This is a genomic window from Synechococcus sp. HJ21-Hayes (genome assembly GCF_024345835.1).
Classification (GTDB): domain Bacteria; phylum Cyanobacteriota; class Cyanobacteriia; order PCC-6307; family Cyanobiaceae; genus Vulcanococcus.
In genome coordinates this window covers 1-23,186 of sequence record NZ_JAGQBW010000004.1, presented here as the reverse complement: position 1 = coordinate 23,186, position 23,186 = coordinate 1, and the positions used below count along the sequence as shown (strand labels likewise).

Sequence of the window (23,186 nt, the reverse complement as noted above, 5' to 3'; positions counted from 1 at the left end):
AATGACCAACACCCCCATCCGCAAAATCCCTTACACCAAGCCATCCATCACCGAGCTGGAGGTGCAATACGCCACCGACGCAGCGGCCAATGGCTGGGGCGAGCACTGCTACGACTACATCGTTCGCTTTGAGGAGGCGTTCAAGGCTCACCTGGGCGTGACGTACGCCATCGCCACCAGCAGCTGCACAGGTGCGCTGCACATGGGCATGCATGCCCTGGGGATTGGCCCCGGCGACGAGGTGATCATGGCCGACACCAACTGGATCGCCACCGCTGCACCGATTGTGCACCTTGGCGCCACGCCGGTGTTTGTGGACATCCTGCCGGACAGTTGGTGCCTGGATCCCGATCAGGTGGCAGCCGCGATCACGCCCAAAACTAAGGCGATTGTGGCAGTGCACCTCTACGGCAACCTCTGCGACATGGATGCGCTGCTGGCGATCGGTGAGCGCCACGGCATCCCCGTGATTGAAGATGCCGCCGAAGCCGTGGGTTCGGTGTACCACGGCAAGCGTGCCGGGACTATGGGCCGCTTTGGGGCCTTTTCGTTCCATGGCACCAAGACGATCACTACGGGGGAGGGGGGTATGTTCGTGACCAATGACTCCGATCTCTACGAGCAGGTGTTGACGCTCTCCAACCATGGGCGGGTGCGGGGGCAGAGCAAGCAGTTCTGGCCCGATGTGGTGGGATTCAAGTACAAGATGAGCAATATCCAGGCGGCTATCGGCTGTGCGCAGATGGAGCGCATTAAGATCCTCACGCGCGCAAAGCGGGGCATCTTTTCGATGTACCAGGACTACCTCCAGGATCTGCCGATCCGCATGAATCCCGAGCCAGAGGGATGCACGAATGGCTACTGGATGCCAACCTTTGTGGTGGACGAAGGGATCCCGTTCAAGCGTGACGACCTCATGGACGAGTTGAAATCAAAAGGGGTGGATGCCAGGGTTTTTTTCTGGCCTCTGAGCTCAACTCCTGCGGGCGGGCGCAAAGCCTTCGATAAGACCTATCTCTCTGAAGCCATCTACCTCCGGGCGCTCAATCTGCCTTCTCACTACCTTCTGAGCGACGAAGATTCAAGCTTTATTTCATCTATCATCAGAACGTCCCTCAGTCTTTAAGTGTAATCAGTGCCTCTTGGGACGCCAATCATGCCACCATTGTTAGCTGTCTTCGCAGACGCAGAAGTAGGACTTCACTGCACCCATTGGTTGATCAAAAACTATAAAGCGGACCTTGGCGCCGTAGTTACAACTGGCCAAAACGAGATCTACCGTATAGCGCTAAGAAATGGCCTCAATGCTCATGCCTATACGGACGATGCTTCCTATTTTCAATTTTGTGATAACAGCAAAACTGGCTGCGACCTGGGATTGCTCTTGTGGTGGCCAAGGATAATCAGTCCTCGCATCATTGGATCAACAAGGCTTGGCTTCGTCAATACCCACCCTAGCCTCCTGCCATTTAATCGAGGCAAGCATTATAACTTTTGGGCGCTTGTAGAACAGTGCCCCTTTGGGGTGAGTCTGCACCTTGTCGAAGAAGGAATCGATTGCGGCGATCTTATTGCGCAAAGGGGAATCGATTACACTTGGGAAGACACGGGTGAAACTCTTTACCGCAAAGCAATTGCAGGAATGAAAGAGCTATTTATAGACACCTACCCGCTAATTCGGGAGCAAAAACTCGCGACCAAACCCCAAGTCCTGTCAAAGGGCTCTATCCATTTCTCATCTGAACTCGAAGCCGCATCGAGAATTGCCTTAGACGAGCCCACAACGGCTCGTCAGCTACTTAACCTCTTGAGGGCGAGAACATTTGAAGGGCATCCGGCCTGCAGCTTCTGCGACAATGGCGTAGAGTACGAGGCGAGGATTGAAATCACCAAGAAAAAGTGAGCTATTCTGACTTCAAGGAAAACTGCGCTACTCAAATCCAGGCACAGGGCGTAGACGATGGCCTTTTAGCTGCTACAAGTGCATGGTTCTTGCTTGCCAATAGTCATGGTTACTCATACCATTTTGAATGCCTTGGAAGGCCTTTAATCCAGTATCCTCAAGATATAGTACAAGTCCAAGAGCTAATGTCGCAGGTTACTCCTGATCTTGTTGTTGAAACAGGTATTGCGCATGGTGGCTCTCTTGTTCTGTCTGCTTCCATGCTTTGCCTTCTGGATGTGATGGAAGGCTTGGATCCCCGGCAGTCCCCTCGTAAAGTCGTCGGCGTAGACATCGATATCCGCCCCCATAACCGCAAAGCCCTCGATGAGCATCCCTTGCGCTTTAAAATGGAACTAATTGAGGGTTCTTCGATCGATCCTGACACCATCCAGCAAGTGCGCAGCTATGCCGATGGGGTCGATCGGGTACTGGTGTCTTTGGATTCCAATCATGCGCACGAGCATGTGCTTGCCGAGCTTAATGCTTACGCCGATCTGGTGTCCGTCGGCAGCTACTGCATCGTGTTCGACACCGTGGTGGAGGACCTACCCGCTGGATCTTTCCCCAATCGCCCCTGGGACGTTGGCAACAACCCCAAAACGGCCGTTCATGAATGGCTCAAGACCCATCCCGAGTTCGAGATCGACAAGGACATCGACAACAAGCTGCTGATTAGCGTGGCGCCGGATGGGTATCTTAGACGCTTGAGCTAGGCCCCTTATGAAAAGACCTCGTGTAACGATTGGCGTACCTGTTCGCAACGGAGGCGATTTATTTGCGACTGCAATGCGCTCAATAATTAATCAGTCTGAGCAAGACCTGGAAATTATCATTTCCGATAATGCCTCGGATGATGGCACGGGCGAATTCGCAAAGACAATCGCTGAGAGTGATCGTCGAATCCATTATTTCTTGCAGCGCTCGCCACTTAGTGCTTATGATAATTTCCGCTTCGTGCTCTCAAAGGCTAACGGCCAATATTTTATGTGGGCAGCACATGACGATTCTCGAGATCTAGATTTCATTGCTAAACTTGCGGATGAGCTGGATCAGGATCCTGCTGCTGTTCTCGCCTTTGGTGATGTACAGATCATCACAGCAGCTGATCCAGTAGGGCGACCATACCCCTTCGATTTCTCAACAACTGGCCTAGGTCGTCTCGATCGGCTAATTAAGACTTCAAGCATGCAATGTTTCCATATTTATGGGTTGTGGCGTTTGCCTGTCATTCAACGTGTTCCTTATGCTTTTTGTCCGTGGTGGCCTGATCTGCCGATAATGATGGCGGCGGCCTCGTTTGGCCCTTTCAGATACGTTTCGGGAACTCGCTTTTATTATTATGAGGTTGTCAAGCAAAATCTTGATCGTGTTAAATACCAGGATTACTCAAGGCGCTTCGATCTTCCTTCGGCCGTGCTACAGCTAGTCGGCGCCACCTATAGTTCCTGCTCTCTTGTGGCTAACCGTTGGGTCGGCTGTTTTGCTGCTGGACTTGTTCTCTGGAAGCAAGCTAGAGGTTTGCCTGGTCATCTATATCGCAAAATGATTCGTCTTTCGTTGCCTTGCATGGGCAAGCCATTCAATCGGTGACAGGTCCCATTCCCGTTTTAATCGTGATTAATGGACTGAATTGTGGGGGGGCGGAACAGCATCTGCTCCAGGTTTTGCCGCGCTTGGATTCAAGGCGATTTAAGGTTCGAATTCATCCTTTGCAGCCTGGTGGTCGACTAGCCGATGAGTTTGCGTCTCGAGGTGTCTCCTTTGTTGCCGCGCAAGAGTCCGGCAAAGCCTGGATCGATCTCTGGAAGCTTGGTGCCACCATCTATCAAGAGCGTCCTATTGTTCATTGTTTTTTGCCTAAAGCTTATCTCTTCGGTGGATTCACCGCGCTTGTCTTTAGGGCCCGCTGTCTAGTCATGAGTCGCCGCAGCCGAAATCACTATCAAAGCCGCCGCCCGATTGCTGCCTGGATTGAGCGCTGTCTATATCGTTACACAGATGCAATGCTAGGCAACTCACGGGTCGTTATGCAAGATCTGCTAGATGAAGGAGCGCCGCCAGAGCGCGCTCGCTTAATTTACAGCGGCCTCGACTGCAATCGCTTTGCGGCGGGCGATGAAAGGAGTGCGCGGCGTCAAGCGATGCGTTCTGCGCTTGGATTGTCGGATGATCGTATTGCTTTGATCTGTGTAGCTAATCTCTTTTCCTATAAGGGTCATGCTGATCTTCTGAATGCCCTCGGCTTGCTTCGCAATCGACTCACCTCAAACGTTGATCTGTTGTTGGTTGGCCGCGACGCCGGCGAGCGCGCGGCGCTGGAAGCGCAAGCCGCCCGCCTCGGCCTCTCCGCGAGCGTGCGCTTTCTCGGCGAGCGCGGCGACGTTCCCGATCTACTGGCCGCCAGCGATATCGGTGTCCTTGCCTCGCACGAGGAAGGTTTTTCCAATGCTGTCCTCGAGGGCATGGCCGCCGGCTTGCCGATGGTCGTTAGCGACGTTGGCGGCAACGCCGAAGCCGTGACCGGCGGCGAGTGCGGCCATGTCGTTCCGGCGCGCGCTCCGGACGCGCTGGCGCTGGCGCTGGCGGATCTGATCGGCGATGCCGGTCGCCGCCAGACGATGGGCGAGGCCGCCCGCCGCCGCGTCGCCGCGTCGTTCTCGCTCGACGCCTGCGTCGCCGCCTACGAGTCCTTGTACGAAGAGCTGTGGGATCGCCATATTGAGGCGGCGTCCCGGAAATGACAAAAGGATGGTCTTAAGGTGTGTGGCATAGCCGGCTTCATTGCCGCCGCTCCGCTTACAGATGCCGATGCGATGCGCACCCAGGCGCACGCGATGGCCCATTCGATCCTCCACCGCGGGCCGGACGACGGCGACATCTGGATCGACGCCGGGTCGGGAGTGGCGCTCGCCCATCGCCGCCTATCCGTTCTCGACCTTTCGCCTGCCGGTCATCAGCCGATGCAGTCGGCCTGCGCACGCTATCTCCTCGTCTACAACGGCGAGATCTATAACTGGGCTGAGCTGCGTGGCGAACTGGATGCGGCTGGCCACGCGCCGGTTTGGCGTGGCTATTCCGATACCGAGGTTCTCCTCGCCAGCATCGTCGCCTGGGGGCTCGAGGTGACCCTGCGCCGCGCCCGGGGCATGTTTGCGCTGGCGCTCTGGGACCGTGCCGAGAAAACGCTGACGCTGGCGCGCGACCGCATCGGCGAGAAGCCGCTCTACTACGGCCGCGTTGGCGACGGCTTTGCCTTTGGCTCGGAGCTGAAGGCGCTGCGCGCGTTGCCGGCCGCCCGCTTCGAAACCGACCCCGGGGCACTGGCGCTCATGCTTCGCTACGGCTATGTGCCGGCCCCATACTCCATCTACCGGGGAATCTTCAAGCTGCCTCCGGGCACCCTGCTGCGAGTGGGGGCTGACGGTCGCTTCGGGGATCCCGAACCGTGGTGGTGCTTCGCCGCTGTCGCTCAGGAGGGTGCCGCAAACCATCACGCTTTGAGTGACGGCGCTGCGCTCGACGAGCTCGAAGCGGTGCTCGGCTCAGCGATCGACGAACAAATAGTCGCCGACGTGCCGCTTGGCGCGCTGCTTTCCGGTGGGCTGGATTCGTCGATTGTGGTGGCGCTGATGCAGGCGCGCAGCACACGATCTGTGCGTACCTTCACCATCGGCTTCACCGAGAACGACTACAATGAAGCCGCGCATGCCAAGGCGGTGGCCCGTCATCTCGGCACCGAGCACACTGAATTGCATGTTGACCCAGAGCAGGCACTAGAGATCATTCCGCGTCTGCCCGACATCTATGACGAGCCGTTTGCCGATTCCTCGCAGATTCCTACTGCACTGGTCTGCTCTCTGACGAAACAACACGTCACCGTCTGTCTGTCAGGCGATGCCGGCGATGAACTCTTCGGTGGCTACAACCGCTACTTCTGGGCGACTTCGCTGTGGCGCCGTATCGGCCCTATACCGCCGTGGCTGCGCCGCGCGGCCTCAGGTGCTCTCACGGCCATGCCTGCCGCTACTTGGAACGGCCCCTTCGACGTGATCGGCCCTTGGCTCCCGACACAACTGCGCGTCAGCAATCCTGGCGACAAGCTGCACAAACTTGCCGAAGTTATCGCCGCGCCGTCCCCGGAAGGCCTCTACCGCGAGTTGGTCAGCCAATGGCGCGGCCCGCTGCCGCTGGGCGGCATCGCCGAGCTACCGACGCTGGTCGCCGACCCAGGCCGATGGCCTGCTCTCCCCAGCTTCGCTGAGCGCATGATGGCGGTCGATTCACTGACCTATCTGCCTGACGACATCCTGGTCAAGGTCGACCGTGCCGCAATGGCTGCCAGTCTGGAAACGCGGGTTCCTTTCCTTGATCCGCGGGTGATCGACTTCGCATGGCACTTGCCGTTAAGACAAAAAGTACGCAACGGCCAGGGCAAGTGGCTGCTGCGCCAGCTGCTCTACCGCTATGTTCCCCGCGAACTGGTGGAGCGCCCCAAGCAGGGCTTTGGTGTGCCGATTGAGCACTGGTTGCGAGGCCCCCTGCGTGACTGGGCGGAAGATCTCCTCTCTCCCGCTGCATTGGCAGCTGACGGACTGCTTAATCCAGCACCGATCCGTGCCATGTGGCAGCGCCACCTCTCAGGTAGAAATGTTCAATATGCCCTGTGGAATGTCTTGATGTACCAGGCGTGGAGAAGGCGTTGGGCCTAAAGGTATGCCAGCTCTGTGCTGTGGATTTCACGCTCAAGAATTTCCTGCTGCCCTTGGTCGACGGGATGCGTGAAGAAGGATGGCAGGTGGTTGCTATCTGTTCGGATGGCAAGGAGATCGCCGGGCTGCGCGCTCAGGGATATTGCATCAAGACAATCCCAATAGCTCGCAGCATGAATCCCTTTTTCGCGTTGCGCTCACTGATTCAGCTGACGCGATTTTTTCGTCGGCAATCCTTTGATGTGCTCCATGTCCATACGCCTGTCGCAGCGCTGATTGGTCGCATGGCCGCCAGACTTGCTGGTATTCCGCTGGTCGTCTATACGGCACACGGTTTTTATTTCCATGATCATATGCCGCAGTGGAAGCGTGCATTCTTTGTACAGCTGGAGCGGATCGCCGGCCACTTCACCGATCTGCTGTTCTGCCAGAGCAAGGAGGACGCGGCCACGGCGATCCATGAGGGAATCGCTCCTGAAAGCCGAGTTGTTGCGATTGGAAATGGAGTCGATCCGAGACGCTTCAATCCCCAAAATGTCGCCACCAGCGAAACCGTCAGATTTGCCCTGGGAATACCCAGAGATGCTTTTGTGGTTGGCCTAATCGGCCGCCAAGTGCGCGAGAAAGGCATTGGTGAGTTTTTAGGGGCCATGACATCGCTCGCCAATCGCCACACGCATCTTTGGGTATTGCTGATTGGAGAGCGCCTTGCTAGCGACCATGATCAAGGGGTGGTTGCCGCGTTTGCCGCAGCCCAGGATGTGCTAGGCCATCGCCTGATGGCTCTGGGATCCCGTGAAGATATTCCACAGTTGCTGGTAGCTATGGATCTGTTTTGTCTTCCTTCGTGGAGAGAGGGGATGCCACGCACCATCATCGAAGCAATGATGATGGCCAAGCCAGTGGTTGCCACGAACATTCGTGGAGCCCGTGAAGAGGTTGTGCCGGAGGAAACGGGATTGCTTGTGCCCGTGCGATCACCTGGTGAATTGGCAGCCGGCGTTGAAAGAATGTTGCTCAACCCTGGCTGGGGCACACGCCTGGGAAAAGCAGGCAGAGAAAGGGCCTTGCGGCTTTATGATGAGAATCATGTCATTGCTGCACAGATCAAGCTCATCAATAAAGAAGTTGCATCATTACGTTCCGACCACGGCGGGATGCATAGCTGACCGTTGTGTTCTAGTCAGCGTCAATGTCCATACCTGCATCTCCCTGGCCAACGGCAACGCTCGCTGCTCTCTGCAGTTGGCTTGTGCTGCGCGCCCTGATCCCCCAACTGCGTCTCCGCCTGCTCGATCAGCCCAACGCCCGCAGCTCCCACCACAAGCCCACCCCCCGTGGCGGCGGCATGGCCTTCGTGCTGGTGGCAGCTGTTGCCAGCGGGCTGCAGTTCTTGTCGACAGGCTTGGCCCAGCACGCAGCCGTTTCGGTGGTGGCTTTGCCGCTGATCGCCCTGCCTCTGGCGCTTATTGGTGTGCTTGACGACCGCCACAACCTCCCCGCCAGCTGGCGTTATGGAGTGCAGCTGACAACGGCCCTGGCGATGATCCTGCTCTGCCCCTTGCCACGGCCCTGGCTCGCGATGCCGTTGTTGCTGATTGCCATTACGGCGGTGATCAACTTCACCAATTTCATGGACGGGCTGGATGGCCTGGTGGCCGGCTGCATGGCTGTTGCCATCAGCGCAACAGCCATCAAGCTCACGGCCCTCTGGCCCCTCTGGGCGCTGGTGGGTGCGCTGCTCGGATTCCTGCTCTGGAATTGGAGCCCCGCCAAGGTGTTCATGGGTGATGTGGGCAGCACTTTCCTGGGCGCAGTGTTTGCCGGTGTGGTGTTGCAAGCCCCCACCTGGCCGGATGCCCTGGGGATGCTGCTGCTGGCCACCCCCTTGCTGGCGGATGCCGGCCTCTGCGTGCCCCGCCGTCTGCTGGCCGGCCAGCCCGTGTTCCAGGCCCACCGCCTGCACCTGTACCAGCGCCTGCACCAGGCCGGCTGGAGCCATTCGCAGGTCTCCAACCTCTATGTCGCCGCCACGACTGCTTTGGCCGTCACCCTGCTCTGGGGAGGCTGGCCAGCAGTGATGGTGGGTGCTGGCGTAGAGCTGCTGGTAGGAGTCTGGCTCGATCAATGCGTTGCCGTGCCCTTCACCGCATCCCTGGCCGCAGTCAACGCCAAGCAGTAGGCACTCACGAATTAATGCAGCACAACTCCCTCACCAGAAGGCTGAGTCTTCGGGCCCTGCAGCTCTCACCCTTGCGGCGGCGGTTCCTGCTGATCGCGGCCGATGTGCTGCTGATCCCTCTGGCGCTATGGCTCAGCTTCTGGTTGCGGCTGGCGGATTCTTGGAGCCCCCAGCTACAGGACAGCCTCTGGATGTTACCATTAGCCTGGCTGATCGCCCTGCCCCTCTACGGCTTCACCGGTCAATACAAAGGCCTCACCCGCTACGCGGGCAGCACAGCCCTCTACCGGTTGGCGTGGCGAAATGGACTCCTAGTGCTCCTGCTGGCGATGGCGGGGGTGATGCTGCAACTGCCCTTGCCACCGCGCAGCAGCTGGCTCTTGCTCTGGCTGTTGCTTACCGGCCTCACAGGCACGGTGCGCTTTGCCCTGCGCGATGCCTTGCTCAAACTGCAAGACGGCATCGGCCAGCGCCGGGTGCGGGTGGCGATCTACGGAGCCGGTGCCGCCGGTGCCCAGTTGGCCGCATCCTTGCGCCTCGCTGGCGGCCACAGCATCACCGCCTTTCTCGACGACGCTCCCCAGCTCTGGCGCCGCAGTATCAACGGCATTGCAATCCATCCGCCTTCGCTTCTTAAGCAGGTGCGCAGTGACGTGGATCAGGTGCTGCTTGCGATCCCGTCGTTGAGTCGCCGCCGGCGCCGTGAAATTGTGGCTGAGCTTCAGACGCTCGACATCCCCGTGCTCCAGGTGCCTTCGGTGGAGGAGATCACAAGCGGCATGGCCAGGATTGATGCCTTGCGCCCGATCGCCATCGAAGAATTGCTGGGTCGTGACAGCGTGCCGCCCGATCCCCAGCTGCTGGGTCCTGGCATTGAAGGAGCGGTGGTGTGCGTGACCGGTGCTGGCGGTTCAATCGGCTCTGAGCTCTGCCGCCAGATTATGTTGCTGGGTCCCCAGCTATTGATTTTGCTTGAGCAGAGCGAGCCAAGCCTTTACGCGATCGAACAGGAGCTGCGGGCCGCTGCGCCTGCTTCTACCAGCTTCTGCGTCGTTCTAGGCAATGCTGCTGACAAAAACCTGCTCGAACAGCTGTTTTCTGCTTGGGGGGTGCAGGTGGTTTTCCATGCCGCCGCCTACAAACACGTGCCTCTGGTGGAACTCAACCCCCTGGCGGGTCTCGCCAACAACGTGCTCTCCACCCGAGCGGTGTGCCAGGCCGCCTCCACTGCCGGCGTGCCCCGGGTAATCCTGATCTCCACTGACAAGGCCGTGCGTCCCACCAACGTGATGGGCGCCAGCAAGCGGGTTGCTGAACTTGTCGTGCAGGCCAGTTCCCAGCAGTTCAGCAGCACCTGCTTTGCCATGGTGCGTTTCGGAAACGTTCTCGGTTCTTCGGGCTCCGTTGTGCCCCGGTTCCGCCGGCAGATTGCTGCTGGCGGCCCCATTACCCTCACCCACCCCGAGATTGTGCGTTATTTCATGACCATCCCGGAAGCTGCCCAGTTGGTGCTTCAGGCCGCTCAACTGGCCCAAGGGGGTGATCTGTTTCTGCTCGACATGGGTGATCCGGTGCGTATCAAAGACCTGGCGGAACAGATGGTGCGCCTCAGTGGGCTCAGTCTGCGCAATGCTGACCATCCCGATGGCGATATCGACATTCAAATTACCGGCCTGCGCCCAGGCGAAAAGCTATATGAAGAGCTGCTGATCGACGCCGATGCCCAGCCCACAGCCCATCCGCTGATCTACCGGGCTCAGGAGTGTGCCATGCCCCCCGAGGCGCTTTGGCCTCTCCTGGATGTTCTCGCGGCCGCGATCGAACGACAGGATGTGGCACATGCCCTGGATCTGCTCAGCCAGCTGGTACCGGAGTGGCAACGCGCTTACGATCAGGTCTCAGTTGACACAAGTTCCCCAGTGCGAGTCTGCAGATGATGTGAAACAAGTGTTTATCTCGTATATCCATCCCATCCTTTTCTGATTCTAGAGTATTCGTGTTTGGATCTGCGAGAAGCTTCCCGTGCGGCTTTTGGCGGTTTGTTCATGTACAACAAGCAGCGCGCCATTTCAAGTATTGAGAAATGGAGCGCCCACTGCCAATCTCCTACGCATAGCTTTGTGTCGATGTAATGCAGAATGCGGCTGTTTCTCCGCATCTCAATCGGGCGATTATTCTGCTTGGAAGGCTTGTGGCTGCATAGCAGCGTTTGTGTAGCCTGACTGATTGGTGAGAGCATGCCGAAGCCTCGCCGGATTTCTGATGTTGCAAGGTGTTCTTCTTGTGGCTTGCTTTCCAGGCCCTTTCGGCGTCAAGCCGTTCCACCTCTCTGTTTCCTCCCTGCCGTAATGAGTCAATTCGCTACTCAATCTCCTGATGCGATCTACGTGATACCTGGAAAATCTGATTGTAAGTTATAGCGTGCAAGGGATTCTAATCGGGATGCATTCCGCTGCACTCTGCCATCACATCCATGTCTTTGCGACTTAATTCTTCGCCCACGTATTTTCGCTTGAATGCCAATGCTGTCGAGCTGCATGGCGCCCGTGTGATTATTGTTTTGGCATATGCTATTTATTCTTTCTGTTGACTAAGCTTGCCCGGATCGCCTTCTTCAGTGAACCAATCTTCCATTGCGCCCACGACAACCCATTCCATGCTGCTTCCGTGATGTTCCAGTAAATCCCCTTTTCTCTAGGTTCGATCCCTTGAGACGGCATGAAGTCTGCTGCAAATGCTGGCTGGTGTAGCGGAAACCTTTCGGCCCTGAGCCAGTGCGAGGGGCTCCCAGGGTGAAGGTAGATGCTGTTCGGATTCCAGCGGCGCCACTTTAATTCATACCATAGCCTTGCCGACAGCATTTCATTGGCATGCGCCCATGAGTTGATCTTTCTGATCATCGCCTGATCATCCATAACGTAGCCATAGTGATAGCAGGGCTCGTCAATGACGGTTTTGTAGGATGCATTGGTCGTGCGTGAAAACGTGAACATCACGTTGCTTTCCTTTGCTCGAACCGCGAAGCCCTCGTTGAGCGTCTTTATGCCTGTTCCCCTGTTTACAACTACATATTCAGGGCTCTTCCAAAAGTTGTACCAAGGAGTAATCAGTAGTTCGCTGTTGCTTGCCTCATTCATTTTCTGTCTGAGCCTTGCCCACGACTCCTGCGTATAAAACTCGTCGGCATCTTGTATGACCATCCAGTCGTACCCCTGTTCGCGCGCTCGCTTTAGCAGGCAATTTCTTGTGTCCTCGTCTCGCTCCCAGTCTCCATTCACGATTTCGACAGCGCATTCAAGACTGTCTATCTCCAGGGATTCTAATGCCGTTGGATTTCTGAGATATTCTCTGGCCTTCGTTGAATAGCTCCATGGGCGCGGGGGGTAGGCGATGAAGATCTTGTCCACATTTGGAGCCGCGTTCTTGAGCATTGCATTGATCCATGGATCCACGTTGAATGCAATAACTTGTAAAGCGATTGCCACCACTGCCGCTAAGCCTCTCCTTATGGTACACCCCTGATCCCGTTTGTCTGGATTTTGGCCGAAGCTTTCTATGGTTATCGTTCCATCGGTATGTCCTCGGCGCATCCCCGTACAGCAATGAGCCTATTGATGAGGACACTTCGCGATCGTTCACGACTTTTGCATGTCCTTCAGCGGCCAGATCCGGCCGATCCGGTTATGCGATTCCATTCTGGATCAGGCTGACAAAAGGGTGTGTTGAGGGCTGAGCTGCGTCAAAACAGGCACCCCCAGGGCCTATTAAAGGTCTGTCCCAGCGGGCTCCCAGCCCAGTCCCTGACTGGTTTCTCCTGGAGGCGTTCCGCTCCTGATCCTTGCCCACGCCGCCGATCCAGAGTCCTGCTGCAGCCACTGACCTAATCAGCTTCCTCAAGGCCCTGCCGGACTGCCGCATGCGCCGTGGGGTTCGCTTTCCGCAGTGGTGGATGCTGCTGGTGGCGATCCTCAGCGGTCAGGGCTCACTGCTTGGGATGGAGCGTTTCGCTAAGCGTCATCGCAAGACCCTCAACGCGCTCCTCGGTACCCACATCGCCAAATCACCGTCGGACTCGACGTTCCGCTGGCTGCTGAGCCAGCTTGACGTGGAAGGGTTCGAATCCCTGTTGCAGCAATGGATCACAGCTCAGCCAAGCGTGCCTGAAGTGGTCGACACCCTGGTGTGCGATGGCAAGACCCTGCGGGGATCCATCGCTGAAACCGCCTCTGGAGCAGCGCGTTATGGCCTCCGGCCGACTGCGTCTACATCGCACAGGTGAGCCTGTACTCCAACAGCCTCGGCGTGGCGATCGCCCAGAACACCTACGCCACCGACAGCGGCAGCGAGATCCAGGCTTTGCGCGAGCTTCTCGATCGGGTTGAGCTCAGTGGCCTGCTGGTGCAGGCGGATGCGCTGCATGCCAACCGCCCTTTTCCCTCTACCTCGAGCAGCGTGGCGCCGACTTCCTGATCGCGGTGAAACACAGCCGCCGCAAGGGGTTTCAGATCATTCGTGATCGGCTGACTTATGGCCGCAAGGCCGTGTTTGAGATCACCCATCGCGAGCGCAAGCGTTGCCGTGACCTGAAATGGTCTCTGCGGGGGATGCCCGCACCAGAGTGGGTCACTGAGAACTGGCCCGGCAGCGCCACGATCCTGGCGGTGCATTGCAAGGGCACCCGGCATGGCAAGCGCATTGATGAAACCCGTTACTACGTCACGAGTCTCAGGACCACAGCCACACCCTTGCTCCAGCATGTGAGAGACCGCTGGAGCATCGAGAACTCCTGGCATTGGCCCCGCGATACGCAACTCCGTGAGGATGCGCACCGCTACTGCGAGACCAACGGTGTACAGATCCTGGCCACGCTCCGCAGCCTGGCGATGAACGCCCTGCGGCTCGACGGCTTCTGGTCGATCACCGAGGGCCTGGCTGCTCGGGCGCATGACATCCCGGGATGACTGGCACTGCTGGGCTGGCGAGAACCAGCTCAGGTACTGAGCTCGGCCTAACTTTTAATGAGCCCTGCAGGCACCCCTGAGCAAAAACGTGCATGAACTGGCCTCCATGCGCAAAAAGCAACCGTAGCTCTGAGGGCGGCTGCATTGCGCTTTGGTCTGCCGGTGCAGATGGGTGCTCAGCTGTGGTCTTCCTGATCGCGGAGAAGGGGGGGTCTGGAAGTCGCTTCTGTACCTGCCGTGCAAAATCGGGACACTTCCTGAGAGCCTCAGTGCCTCTGGCCCAGGCTGCGTCTCAGTCGCCTTGCGATGTTCCTGGCCTGGCGCAAAGGGCTTCCGGTTCAGCGCCCTGGCCAGCGAGCACGAGCCGCATGGTCTTGAACAGGATCAACAGATCCAGGGGCAGGCTGGCGTTGCGCAGGTAGTAGAGGTCGTAGCTGAGTTTGCGGCGGCTGTCGGCCACGCTGGCGCCATAGGGGTGGCACACCTGTGCCCAGCCGCTCAGGCCTGGGCGGATCCAGTGGCGCACGCGGTAGTGCGGGATCGCCTGCTCCAGCTCTTCCTCCAGTTCCGGCCGTTCTGGCCGGGGGCCGATCAGGCTCATGTCGCCCCGCAGCACGCTCAGCAGCTGCGGCAGTTCATCGATCCGCAGCTTCCGTAGCCACAGGCCCACGCGTGTGACGCGCACATCGCCGGCGCTGGCCCAGCGGATGCCCTGTGCCTCCGCATCCACCCGCATGCTGCGCAGCTTGTGGATGCGCATTGTGTCGCCATACAGGCCGCTGCGCACCTGGCCGTAGAACACCGGCCCGCCATCCTCCAGCCGCACCAGCAGGGCCGCCAGGGCGAGCAGCGGCAGTGCGGCCAGCAGCAGCAGGCCGGCCACCAGCACATCGCCTAGCCGTTTCAGGCGCCAGCCGAACCGCTCCGGCTGCAGTTCAAAGCCTTCGGCATGCACCAGCCAGCGGCTGCTGAACAGCTCCGGAGGCACCCGTTGCAGCACCTGCTCCGCCCAGTTCAGCAGGCTCACCAGCCTGGTGCCGCTGCCCCGCAGGGCCAGCAGCCGTTGCAGCAGCACCTCATCCAGTTCAGCCTGCTCGCTCACGGCGATGCCGCTGCTGGCGCAGGCAAGGGCGCTGAGGTTGTGCCTGTCGGTTTCACCGCTCGGCACCAGGGTGAGCTGCAGCTGCTGGCCGAGGCCATCGCGGGCGATTTCAGCGGCCACCACCGCCAGCTCCGCGTCGCTGCCGATCAGCACCCAGTGCTGCGGCCGCGTGAGCACCGCCTGGGCCCAGGCCTGGGCCAGGGTCGAGACCAGCGCGCTGGCCGCCACCATCGGCAGCGCGAAGCTGCGCAGTGTGCGGGGATCGTCCAAATCCAGGCCCCAGCTCAGGCCACCGGCCACCACCCCCAGCACCAGCAACGCCACCAGTGCGCTGCTCAGCAGGGCAGGGGCCAGCCCCCGGCGCCGCTGCGGGCGGGAATAGCGGCCGATCAGATAGGAGCCAGCCAGCCACAGGCCGATCAACCCCAGCACCGCATTGCTGAGCCCTGGCCAGGCGCCGAATCGGACCTGATAAAAGATGTTGTAGGCAGCCACCACCGTGAGCAGATCGAAGCCCGCGAGGCCGATCAGCAGCCCACGGCGCCTAAGCCAGGGGGATCGCCACCACATCGCCCGATCCAGCCCCCTGCTCCACTCGCAGCATTCTCCGATGTACTCGGCGCCATAGTCATGAGTAGTTCCGCGCCCGGCCCGGGTGCTGCCTTGGCTGCTGCCACCCGCTTCCCCCCGGTTCTGCGTGCCGCCTGCAGCGATGGCCTGCTGCTGGGCCTGAGCTGGTGCGCTGTGTATGGCTGGCAGTTCGGGGCCTGGCCCCAGCTGAGCCGGGGCCCCCTCGGCCTGATCCTGGCCTGGCTGCTGATCCACTACCTCCTCGGCACCTACACGGCCCTGGCGCGCCACCAGCTTGATCTGGCTCGCCAGCTGCGCAATTGCCTGGCGGCCGCTGCCCTGGTGTTCGCCCTGGCGGCTGCCAGCACCCTTCTGCGAGGGCAGCAGCTCGAGGCCACGATGAGCCGGTCCTTTCTGCTGCCGGGGCTGGCCCTTGGGTTGGGCACCAACCTGCTGCTGGGCCTGGGCCAAAGCACGGCCCACCTCTGGCGGCCGCAGCAGCAGTGGCTGCTGATCGCCGCTCCTGAGGAGCGCGCCGCACTCTCCCAGGCCATCGATGTGGGTGCGTGCGCCATCCCCTGCGGCATCGAGTGGCGTGCCTCCCAGGCGATGCCGCCCCTGCCCGAGGCCCTGCCCGCCTGGCTGGCCCTCGATGGGGTGGCCCTCGGCCTGCAGCACCAGCCCAGCGCCGCCGATCGCGCCACCCTGCTGGCCTGGCAGCAGCAGGGCCTGCGCCTGCTCTCCCTGGCCGGTTGGGCGGAAACCTTCCTGCAGCGCCTGCCTCCGGAACTGCTGGCCACGGCCTGGGCCGAGCGGGTGGAGGCCTTCAGCCATGCCCGCAGCGGCCCGGCGGCCCGCCTCAAGCGCCTCGGCGATCTGTTTGGCAGTGGCCTGCTGCTGGCGCTGCTCGCACCGCTGGCTTTCGCTCTGCGGCCGCGGCTGCACCGCGATGCCTGTGGCGGCCGCGATGGCCGTCCGTTTTCCCGCATTCGCCTGGCCGGATCCGGCCGCTTCAGCGCCCTGCCGCAGTTGCTCAATGTATGGCGCGGCGAGATGAGCCTGGTGGGGCCGCGCCCCCTCAGCCTTGAGGCCCTGGCCCGGCTGGAGGCCCGCTTCCCCGGTGCCGAGCTGCGCCAGTGGATGCGCCCGGGAATGACGGGCTGGGGCCGCATCATCGGCCCGCCGCCCGAGGAGCCGGACACCCTGGCCTGGGAGCTGGCTCGCGACCTGTATTACCTGCGCAACCACTCGCTGCTGCTCGATCTGCGCCTCCTGGCCACCTCCCTGCTGCTGCTCTGCGTTCCGGCAGCATGGCGGCCATGAAGCGCTGGCTCGACAATCTGGCGGCCCTGAGTGTGGGACTGGTGGTGTCGGTGGGGGCGGCCGAACTGATGCTGCGCCTCGCAGGCCTGCAGCACCCCGCCTTCTACAGCCTCGATCCGGAGCGCGGCTACGGATTGCGCCCCGGGGCGGCGGGCCTCTGGAGCCGCGAGGGGCATGGCCAGGTGCGGATCAATGCCGCCGGGTTCCGCGGTGCTCCCACCAGCCTGGAGCCCCAGCCCGGCCGGCTGCGTCTGGCGGTGCTGGGCGATTCCTTCACGGAGGCCCTGCAGCTCAATGAGCCCAACACCCTGGCGGGCCAGCTGCAGACGCAGCTCTCGGCGGCGCGCCAGTGCCGGCTCAAGGCCGGTCATCCCGATGGTGTTGAGGTGCTCAACTTCGGCGTTGGTGGCTATGGCACGGCTCAGGAGTGGCTCACCTGGCGCCATCTGGCCCGCGCCTACCACCCCGATCTCGTGCTGCTGTTGCTGTATCCCGGCAACGACCTCCAGGACAATGAGCCCCGTTCCAGGCCGGATCGCCCTGTGGTGCGCCTAACAGCCGACAGCCATCTGGTGGTGGACAACAGCTTCCGCAACACCCCTGGTTACCGCTGGCGCACCTCTCTTCCCGGCCAGCTGCTGGAGGGGCTGATCAACCACAGCCGTGTGCTGCAGCTGCTCAATGAGGGGAAGAACCGGATGGCCAACCGAGCGGCCCCCCCTCGCCGTGCCCTCGCCGGCCAGCCACCCGCGCCCACCCCGCCAGCTTCAGCGCAGGCCTGGGCCATCACCGATGCCCTGATCGCCAACCTGAACCGGGAGGTTGCGGCCACCGGGGCCATGTTGGTGGTGGCCAGCGCCAGCAGCCCCGATCAGCTCTGGCCTCGGCCCTCCCAGCGCCCCCCCGATCCCTTCGCGTCGGAGCGGCGGCTGCAGGCGCTCCTGGCGGCCCGGGGCATCCCCTATCTGCCCCTGGCCCCGCTGCTGCAGCAACAGGCCGATCAGCGGGGCCTCACCCTTCATGGCTTCACCGGCCAGGCCCCCGGCGAGGGCCATTGGAATGCCAGCGGCCATCGCCTGGCCGCGACGGCCCTAATCCCTTGGCTCTGCGGGTTGTGATGGCGCGCCGGCTCGCGATCCTGGCTACCCATCCCGTGCAGTATTTCGTGCCGGTGTTCCGAGGGCTTGCCGCAAAACCGGGTTGGCGCTGTCGGGTGTTTGTGGGTTGCCTGCACGGCGTTGAATCCCCAAGTTACGACCCCGATTTCGGCGTGGCCTTCGCCTGGGACTGCGATCTCACCAGCGGTTACGAGCGCACCGCCCTCACCGGTTGGCCCCTCAAGGCCCTCTCCGGCTGGCGTGGTGTGCTCGCCGGCGGTTGGGCGGCGCTGCGGCTGCTGCTCTGGCGGCCAGATGCCGTGCTCATCTACGCCTACAGCCCAAGCTTCATCGCCACCGCTTCCCTGCTGCTGGCGCTGGCTCGTGTGCCGATCCTGCTGCGCGCCGACACCTCCGATGAGGCCTACAGCCGCAGTGCCATCAAGAACTGGCTGCGGGATGCGGTGCTCCGCCGCTACTACCGCTGCTGCCGCTGGATCCTGCCCATCGGTGCCGAGTCGTACCGGCATTTCCTGCGGCTCGGCGTGCCGCCGGCTCGGCTGCGCACGGTGCCCTATGCCGTGGATCAGGCCGTGATTCCGCCCTGGGCTCAGGAGGAGCCGCACCAGCCGCAGCCGGACCGGTTACGCCTGGGCTACGTGGGCAAGTTCACGCCTGTGAAGGATCCCCTGATCGTGGCCCGCGCCCTGGATCACCTGAGCGCCGAGGAGCGGGACCGGCTCAGCTTCGCTGCAGCCGGGGATGGGCCTTTGCTGGCGGCCTGCCGCGCGGCGCTCGAGCCCCTGCTCCCCCAGCTCGCGTTCCACGGGTTCGTGAATCAGAGCGATCTGCCTGCCTTTTATCGCCAGATCGATCTGCTGCTGCTTCCTTCGGTGCAGGGGGAGGTGTGGGGCCTGGTGGTGAATGAAGCCCTCAGCCAGGGGGTGCGTGTGGTCGTGAGCGATCGGGTTAGCTCGCGCCATGATCTGGTGCTCTCCAGCACCCAGGGCTGGGTGTTCCCTGCCGGCCAGTCGCGTGCGCTGGCCCGGGCCATCCGCCTGGCCCTGCAGCAGTGGCCCTGGGCCCGCCGTGCCCACCCCACCCCATCGCCGCAGCAGCTGGTGGCGGCCGTGCAGGAGGTGCTCGGGTGAGGCTGCTGGCCATCCATACCCATCCCGTGCAATACGTGGCCCCCCAGTTCCGCTGGTTGGCGGCCCACACCTCCCTTGAGGTGCTCTACCTCTGCCGCCAGAATTTCAGCCCCGCTGGTCAGCAGCCCGACCCGGGCTTCGGCCAGCCCCTCTGCTGGGATCAGCCCCTGCTGGAGGGCTATGCCAGCGCCTTCCTCACAGAAGGCGGCCTGGCGGCGATCGAGGGCTTACAGGGCCTGCGGTTGCTGCCGGCGGTGCTCCGCTGGGTGCACCGCTCCCGCCCCGATGCCGTGCTGCTGTTCAACCATGCGCCCTGGCTGGTGGGCGGGCTGGCGGGGCTCCTGCCGCGCCTGGGCATTCCGCTGCTGCTGCGCACGGAAGCCACCGATGCGGTGCGGTTGCGCACACCTGGCTTGGCGCTGTTGCGGGATCTCGGCCTGCGCTGGATCTACCGCCGCAGTGCCCTGGTGTGCCCCATCTCCGGCCATGGCCGTCGCCACCTGGAGGTGCGTTGTGTTCCCCCGGAGCGGATCTGCCTGGCCAGCTATGCCCCAGACACCACCTGGCTCGAGGCGCAGCGCCGGCAGTGGCAGCCCCAGGCGGCGGCCCAGCGCCAGCGCATCGGCATCCCTGACCAGGCGCCGGTGCTCCTCTACGCCGGCCGGTTGGCGGAGGAGAAAGATGTGCTGCTGATTGCCGTGGCCCTGGCGCTCCTGCCTCTGGAGGAACGCCGGACGCTGCATCTGATCAGCGTGGGCAGTGGGCCCCTGGAGTCCGAATGGAACCGCCGCCTCTCCGCCCTGCTGGGCGATCACTTCCATCCGCTGGGATTTCTCAACCAGGGCGAGATCGGCCGGGCCTATGCCATGGCCGATGCCCTGGTGTTGCCCTCCCGCCACAGCGAAACCTGGGGGTTGGTGGTGCATGAGGCCCTGGCGTTCGGCTGCCAGGCCCTGCTCAGCCATCGGGTGGGCTGTGCCCGGGATCTCCTGGCCCTCGGCCAGCCGATCCGTTGCTTCCCCGCCGGCCATGCCCCCGGGCTGGCGGCCGTGCTGCGCCAGTGGCTGACCGATCCCCATGCCGCGCCTGTGGAGCCCTGTGCGGATCTGCCGGATGTGCTCGATTTCCCCAAAGCCCTGCTGGCGGCCCTCCAGGCCCGCCGGTTGTGATGGGCCGTCAGGCCTGGTGGCGGCGGCAGACGCCCACCCTCGTGAACCTCGCCACGGTGGGGGTGTCGCTCGGCCAGAACCTGCTGTTCACGGCCCTGATCGCACGCCATTGGTCTGCCCAGGGCCTGGGGCAATGGCTGTCGCTGGAGGCTGCCATCAGCCTGCTGCTGGCGTTGCCGGCGGTGCTGGCGGATCTGGTGGGCTATGAGCTGTTGCGGGCTGATGATCCCGCCGAACGCCAGGCCCTTTATCGCCTCGGTGCCCGGGCCGCCTTTGCGCTGGCCCTGCTGCTGTTGCCGGCCACGCTGCTGTTGGTGGTTGGCCGTTTTCCCCTGCCTGTTCCCCTGCTACTGAGCTACGCCGCTCTGCGCCTGCTGGGCCAGCCGCTGCTGGGGGCGATGAGCAAACGATTTTATAGCGATGGCCACCTCAGCCTCAGCTTCTGCCTGGGTGCCCTGGATCAGCTGCTGATCCTGGCCCCGGCCGCCCTGGCCGCCGGGCTCGGGGGCAGCTTTGCCCAGGCCATCGGGGCCGCGGTTGTGCTGCGCGGGCTGCAGGCCTGTGGGCAGGGGGCTCTGCTGCAGCGCTGTTTTCCCTGGGGTACCGAGGCAGCCTCCACCGACTGGTCTGTGCCGCGCCTATGGCGGCGCATGCTGCTTCTGGCGTCCGCCAGCCTGCCGGCTCCTCTCCTGCAGAACGGCATCACCCTGCTCACCGCCGCCTTGCTGGGGCAGCCCCAGCTGGCGCTGTTCAGCACCCACCGCACCGCCGCAGGCTTTCTGGGCCAGTTCGGCAATGCCCTGATCGAACCCAGGATTCCGGACCTTTTGCGTGAGCCTCAGCCGCTGCGCGCAGCTTGCGCCCTGGCGGGCCGCACGCTGCCGCTGCTGCTGGCGGTGATTCCCCTGATGGTTCTGGCCTTCCCCTGGCTGTATCCGCTGTGGCTTGGGGCCACCTGGCGGCCCCATCTGCTCCTGTTTGGGCTGTTGTTGCTCGTGCAGCTGCTGCGGGTACTGCAGCAGCCTCTGGCCACGCTGATCCGCTCCCGCAACGAACCCCTCTTGGCCCTGGTGGAAGGCTGGCTGCCGCTGCTGTTGCTCTATGGCCTGCTGCTGGTTTGGTACCCCCACCAGCTCGTTCCCTTCGCGCTCCTGCTGTTCGCCGCCGAGCTGCTGCAATGGCCTGTGCGCTGGCAGCTGCTGCGCAGGTCAACACCGGCAACCCCACCATGACCGCTCCACTCCCCACGCCCTATGCCCTCCTGGGCGTAGCCGCCAATATGGCGTTGGCCTTGGCCTGGCTCATCGCCCTGCTGGGGCCCTATCGCCCTTGGCCTGTGCTGCGCCCCCTGCGGGACGGCTGCCTGAAACCGTTGGCCCTGGCCGTTTTGGCCCATTGGCTGCTGTATTTCGGCCCGATCAACGTTGGTGCGCTGGTGCTGCAATCAAATGTGCAGGAGGCCTATGGCTGGGTGATCCGCCGCCCGCTGATGGCGGCAGCAGCACTCCACAGCCTGGTGGCTTACGGGCTGTTGCTGCTCGGTCTGGCAGGCTTGGCCTTGGTGCTGGAGGCCAGGGGGCTCAATCAGCGCCTGCGGATGCTGCCTCGCTGGCCGCGTGTGCAGCTGTTGAGCGTCGCCTTGATGCTGGCATTGATCAGTGCTCTGATCGCACCGGTGATCGGCACCATCGGTGCCAATGATGGCGCCTGGGTGGATGGGCTTCCGCTGCTCTTGCGCCCCTGGGCCAAGGGGCTCTTTCTGATCGAGGCCACTCCCCTGATTGCCGCCGGCTGGCAGGTGCTGGCAGCCCCGGCTTCCCCACCACGGCAGGAGCGCTGGTTCTGGCTGTTGCTGGCGGCGCTGCAGTTGGTCACCTTCATCCTGTTGCGGCAGCGATTTCTGTCGCTGCTGGCGGTGCTGTGGGTGGTGGGTTGTGTGCTGCGCTGGTGGCGGCGGCCGGTGATCTGGGGTGGCTTGTTGTTTGGTCTGTCCTTGGCCTATGCCTTGCCTACAGCGCTGCGTTACACGCGGGTGGCCCGTGCTCCCGGGCAGCCCATGGGGGCTTACCTGGCCCAGTCCTGGCAGAACTTCGCAACGGGCCTGATGCCCACGAACCTCGCGGCGTCTGCCATGAACGACTTCTCGTACAACAAAGCTGGTCTGGCCTCGCTGTCTGTTGTTCTTGACCTGCGCCATCGTGGCTTGCTGGTCAGTCCAGACACCTGGGCTTGGATACCAGCCGATCTCTATCGCGCGGTGCCTGGTGTCTTCAAACCTTGGTTGCCAGCCTGGGGCGCGGCTGGCGCTGAGCCGTCCGTCAGCCGTGCGCTGGGGGTCGGCTTGCCTGGATGGTCGAATCCAGGGGTTTCACCCGAGGTTGCCAGGGGGTGGGTGGTGGATCTGATGGAAACGCCTCTGCTGGATCCCGTCACCACCGGCGGTTGGGCTGGCCTGTTGGGCTTCACGCTGGTGATGACTGCTGGGTTGGTTCTGTTCTGGATCACGGCTTGCTGGTTGCAGAACCGTTGGCCTGTCTTGTGGTTGATTCCCGCCGGCATCCTGTCCGTAGTTGCCTTGGGGCCGTCCTGGCTGGGTGATGTGTTTGTGTCCCTCAAGGTCTGCCTGCCTTGGTTAGCACTCTGTGGTCTCGTTTCCAGGATGGGTGGGCGCTGGGAACGCGATCGGGCTTGACGCCATGCATCAATTGGCGTGTGCGGAATGGTTGTCATCTGATCTGTTTTTTGGTTTTGCTTGCCTCAATGAGGCGAGCGGGAATGCGCTTGTATAGAGGTATTTGATTGAAGTGTTATTCAGCATCCAAAGCATTCTTTTGTTTTTGATCGTGCTAAGGAATCTCTGGACAAACGGGTCTTGATCCGTTCGCGGGACGCAGCAACTCTGCTTTCACCGTGATTTTTCTGTGCGGGCTCCTTCTGGTAGACGTTGTCCCCATGCTCAGCGACCTTGGGCTGGTTT

20 protein-coding genes are annotated in these 23,186 nt (G+C 61.9%); 18 read left to right on the top strand and 2 right to left on the bottom strand.

Going from position 1 to position 23,186, the window contains the following annotated elements; genetic code table 11:
- Position 1 precedes the first annotated feature (1 nt).
- The 9 genes from KBZ14_RS04420 (at position 2) to KBZ14_RS04380 (ending at position 10,773) form a co-directional block, all read left to right on the top strand.
- Positions 2–1,126 (top strand): DegT/DnrJ/EryC1/StrS family aminotransferase, encoded by a 1,125-nt coding sequence (locus KBZ14_RS04420; protein ID WP_255117104.1) that lies wholly within the window; start codon positions 2–4, stop codon positions 1,124–1,126.
- A gap of 30 nt (positions 1,127–1,156) precedes the next feature.
- On the top strand, positions 1,157–1,903 hold the full coding sequence (locus KBZ14_RS04415; protein ID WP_255117103.1) for a formyltransferase family protein: 747 nt from the start codon (positions 1,157–1,159) through the stop codon (positions 1,901–1,903).
- On the top strand, positions 1,900–2,658 hold the full coding sequence (locus KBZ14_RS04410) for a cephalosporin hydroxylase family protein (RefSeq protein ID WP_255117102.1): 759 nt from the start codon (positions 1,900–1,902) through the stop codon (positions 2,656–2,658). The genes KBZ14_RS04415 and KBZ14_RS04410 overlap by 4 nt, the downstream gene beginning before the upstream one ends.
- A 7-nt stretch (positions 2,659–2,665) precedes the next feature.
- Entirely contained in the window at positions 2,666–3,535 is an 870-nt protein-coding gene (locus KBZ14_RS04405) for a glycosyltransferase family 2 protein (protein ID WP_255117101.1), read from the top strand.
- Positions 3,532–4,686: a glycosyltransferase gene (locus KBZ14_RS04400; RefSeq protein WP_255117100.1), complete on the top strand. Its 1,155-nt coding sequence runs from the start codon at positions 3,532–3,534 to the stop codon at positions 4,684–4,686. Before KBZ14_RS04405 ends, KBZ14_RS04400 begins: the two co-directional genes overlap by 4 nt.
- An 18-nt stretch (positions 4,687–4,704) precedes the next feature.
- Positions 4,705–6,654 carry an asparagine synthase (glutamine-hydrolyzing) gene (gene asnB, locus KBZ14_RS04395; RefSeq protein WP_255117099.1) on the top strand — a complete coding sequence of 650 codons (1,950 nt, stop codon included), beginning with the start codon at positions 4,705–4,707 and terminating at the stop codon, positions 6,652–6,654.
- Positions 6,633–7,823, top strand: a complete 1,191-nt coding sequence (locus tag KBZ14_RS04390) for a glycosyltransferase family 4 protein (protein ID WP_255117098.1) — start codon at positions 6,633–6,635, stop codon at positions 7,821–7,823. The genes asnB and KBZ14_RS04390 overlap by 22 nt, the downstream gene beginning before the upstream one ends.
- 83 nt (positions 7,824–7,906) lie before the next feature.
- Positions 7,907–8,836 (top strand): MraY family glycosyltransferase, encoded by a 930-nt coding sequence (locus KBZ14_RS04385; protein ID WP_255117097.1) that lies wholly within the window; start codon positions 7,907–7,909, stop codon positions 8,834–8,836.
- 14 nt (positions 8,837–8,850) lie between these two features.
- Positions 8,851–10,773 carry a polysaccharide biosynthesis protein gene (locus KBZ14_RS04380; protein ID WP_255117096.1) on the top strand — a complete coding sequence of 641 codons (1,923 nt, stop codon included), beginning with the start codon at positions 8,851–8,853 and terminating at the stop codon, positions 10,771–10,773.
- Positions 10,774–11,406: 633 nt separating this feature from the next.
- Here KBZ14_RS04380 and KBZ14_RS04375 read toward each other — a convergent pair.
- Complete coding sequence (locus KBZ14_RS04375) at positions 11,407–12,426, bottom strand: hypothetical protein (protein WP_255117095.1); 1,020 nt, start codon at positions 12,424–12,426, stop codon at positions 11,407–11,409.
- 248 nt (positions 12,427–12,674) lie between these two features.
- On the opposite strand from KBZ14_RS04375, the gene KBZ14_RS04370 reads away from it, so the two are divergent.
- From KBZ14_RS04370 to KBZ14_RS04360, 3 genes are read left to right on the top strand one after another with little or no spacing between them, the layout of a single operon-like run.
- Positions 12,675–13,115, top strand: coding sequence for a transposase family protein (locus tag KBZ14_RS04370; protein ID WP_255117094.1), 441 nt, complete (start codon positions 12,675–12,677; stop codon positions 13,113–13,115).
- Positions 13,112–13,306, top strand: coding sequence for a hypothetical protein (locus tag KBZ14_RS04365; protein WP_255117093.1), 195 nt, complete (start codon positions 13,112–13,114; stop codon positions 13,304–13,306). The genes KBZ14_RS04370 and KBZ14_RS04365 overlap by 4 nt, the downstream gene beginning before the upstream one ends.
- Positions 13,307–13,311: 5 nt before the next feature.
- Positions 13,312–13,797 (top strand): ISAs1 family transposase, encoded by a 486-nt coding sequence (locus KBZ14_RS04360; RefSeq protein ID WP_255117092.1) that lies wholly within the window; start codon positions 13,312–13,314, stop codon positions 13,795–13,797.
- A gap of 292 nt (positions 13,798–14,089) precedes the next feature.
- Here KBZ14_RS04360 and KBZ14_RS04355 read toward each other — a convergent pair whose 3' ends face one another.
- On the bottom strand, positions 14,090–15,469 hold the full coding sequence (locus KBZ14_RS04355) for an exopolysaccharide biosynthesis polyprenyl glycosylphosphotransferase (RefSeq protein ID WP_255117091.1): 1,380 nt from the start codon (positions 15,467–15,469) through the stop codon (positions 14,090–14,092).
- A gap of 60 nt (positions 15,470–15,529) precedes the next feature.
- On the opposite strand from KBZ14_RS04355, the gene KBZ14_RS04350 reads away from it, so the two are divergent.
- Genes KBZ14_RS04350 through KBZ14_RS04325 form a run of 6 tightly spaced genes read left to right on the top strand, consistent with a single transcriptional unit; the run spans position 15,530 to position 22,901 of the window.
- A complete protein-coding gene (locus KBZ14_RS04350) occupies positions 15,530–16,792 on the top strand; it encodes a sugar transferase (protein WP_255117090.1) in 1,263 nt (420 codons plus the stop codon).
- Entirely contained in the window at positions 16,789–17,910 is a 1,122-nt protein-coding gene (locus KBZ14_RS04345) for an SGNH/GDSL hydrolase family protein (protein WP_255117089.1), read from the top strand. The genes KBZ14_RS04350 and KBZ14_RS04345 overlap by 4 nt, the downstream gene beginning before the upstream one ends.
- Positions 17,910–19,040, top strand: coding sequence for a glycosyltransferase family 4 protein (locus KBZ14_RS04340; protein WP_255117088.1), 1,131 nt, complete (start codon positions 17,910–17,912; stop codon positions 19,038–19,040). Before KBZ14_RS04345 ends, KBZ14_RS04340 begins: the two co-directional genes overlap by 1 nt.
- On the top strand, positions 19,037–20,209 hold the full coding sequence (locus KBZ14_RS04335) for a glycosyltransferase family 4 protein (protein ID WP_255117087.1): 1,173 nt from the start codon (positions 19,037–19,039) through the stop codon (positions 20,207–20,209). Before KBZ14_RS04340 ends, KBZ14_RS04335 begins: the two co-directional genes overlap by 4 nt.
- Complete coding sequence (locus KBZ14_RS04330; protein WP_255117086.1) at positions 20,209–21,441, top strand: hypothetical protein; 1,233 nt, start codon at positions 20,209–20,211, stop codon at positions 21,439–21,441. The genes KBZ14_RS04335 and KBZ14_RS04330 overlap by 1 nt, the downstream gene beginning before the upstream one ends.
- Positions 21,438–22,901 (top strand): hypothetical protein, encoded by a 1,464-nt coding sequence (locus tag KBZ14_RS04325; RefSeq protein ID WP_255117085.1) that lies wholly within the window; start codon positions 21,438–21,440, stop codon positions 22,899–22,901. Before KBZ14_RS04330 ends, KBZ14_RS04325 begins: the two co-directional genes overlap by 4 nt.
- Positions 22,902–23,186: the final 285 nt, after the last annotated feature.

Bases quoted from the DNA above. Each gene is read 5' to 3' on its own strand.
- KBZ14_RS04420 (WP_255117104.1), top strand. From the start codon at position 2: ATGACCAACACCCCCATCCGCAAAATCCCTTACACCAAGCCATCCATC.
- KBZ14_RS04415 (WP_255117103.1), top strand. From the start codon at position 1,157: ATGCCACCATTGTTAGCTGTCTTCGCAGACGCAGAAGTAGGACTTCAC.
- KBZ14_RS04405 (WP_255117101.1), top strand. From the start codon at position 2,666: ATGAAAAGACCTCGTGTAACGATTGGCGTACCTGTTCGCAACGGAGGC.
- KBZ14_RS04380 (WP_255117096.1), top strand. From the start codon at position 8,851: ATGCAGCACAACTCCCTCACCAGAAGGCTGAGTCTTCGGGCCCTGCAG.
- KBZ14_RS04375 (WP_255117095.1), bottom strand. From the start codon at position 12,426: ATGCGCCGAGGACATACCGATGGAACGATAACCATAGAAAGCTTCGGC.
- KBZ14_RS04355 (WP_255117091.1), bottom strand. From the start codon at position 15,469: ATGTGGTGGCGATCCCCCTGGCTTAGGCGCCGTGGGCTGCTGATCGGC.
- KBZ14_RS04350 (WP_255117090.1), top strand. From the start codon at position 15,530: ATGAGTAGTTCCGCGCCCGGCCCGGGTGCTGCCTTGGCTGCTGCCACC.
- KBZ14_RS04345 (WP_255117089.1), top strand. From the start codon at position 16,789: ATGAAGCGCTGGCTCGACAATCTGGCGGCCCTGAGTGTGGGACTGGTG.
- KBZ14_RS04340 (WP_255117088.1), top strand. From the start codon at position 17,910: ATGGCGCGCCGGCTCGCGATCCTGGCTACCCATCCCGTGCAGTATTTC.
- KBZ14_RS04330 (WP_255117086.1), top strand. From the start codon at position 20,209: ATGGGCCGTCAGGCCTGGTGGCGGCGGCAGACGCCCACCCTCGTGAAC.
- KBZ14_RS04325 (WP_255117085.1), top strand. From the start codon at position 21,438: ATGACCGCTCCACTCCCCACGCCCTATGCCCTCCTGGGCGTAGCCGCC.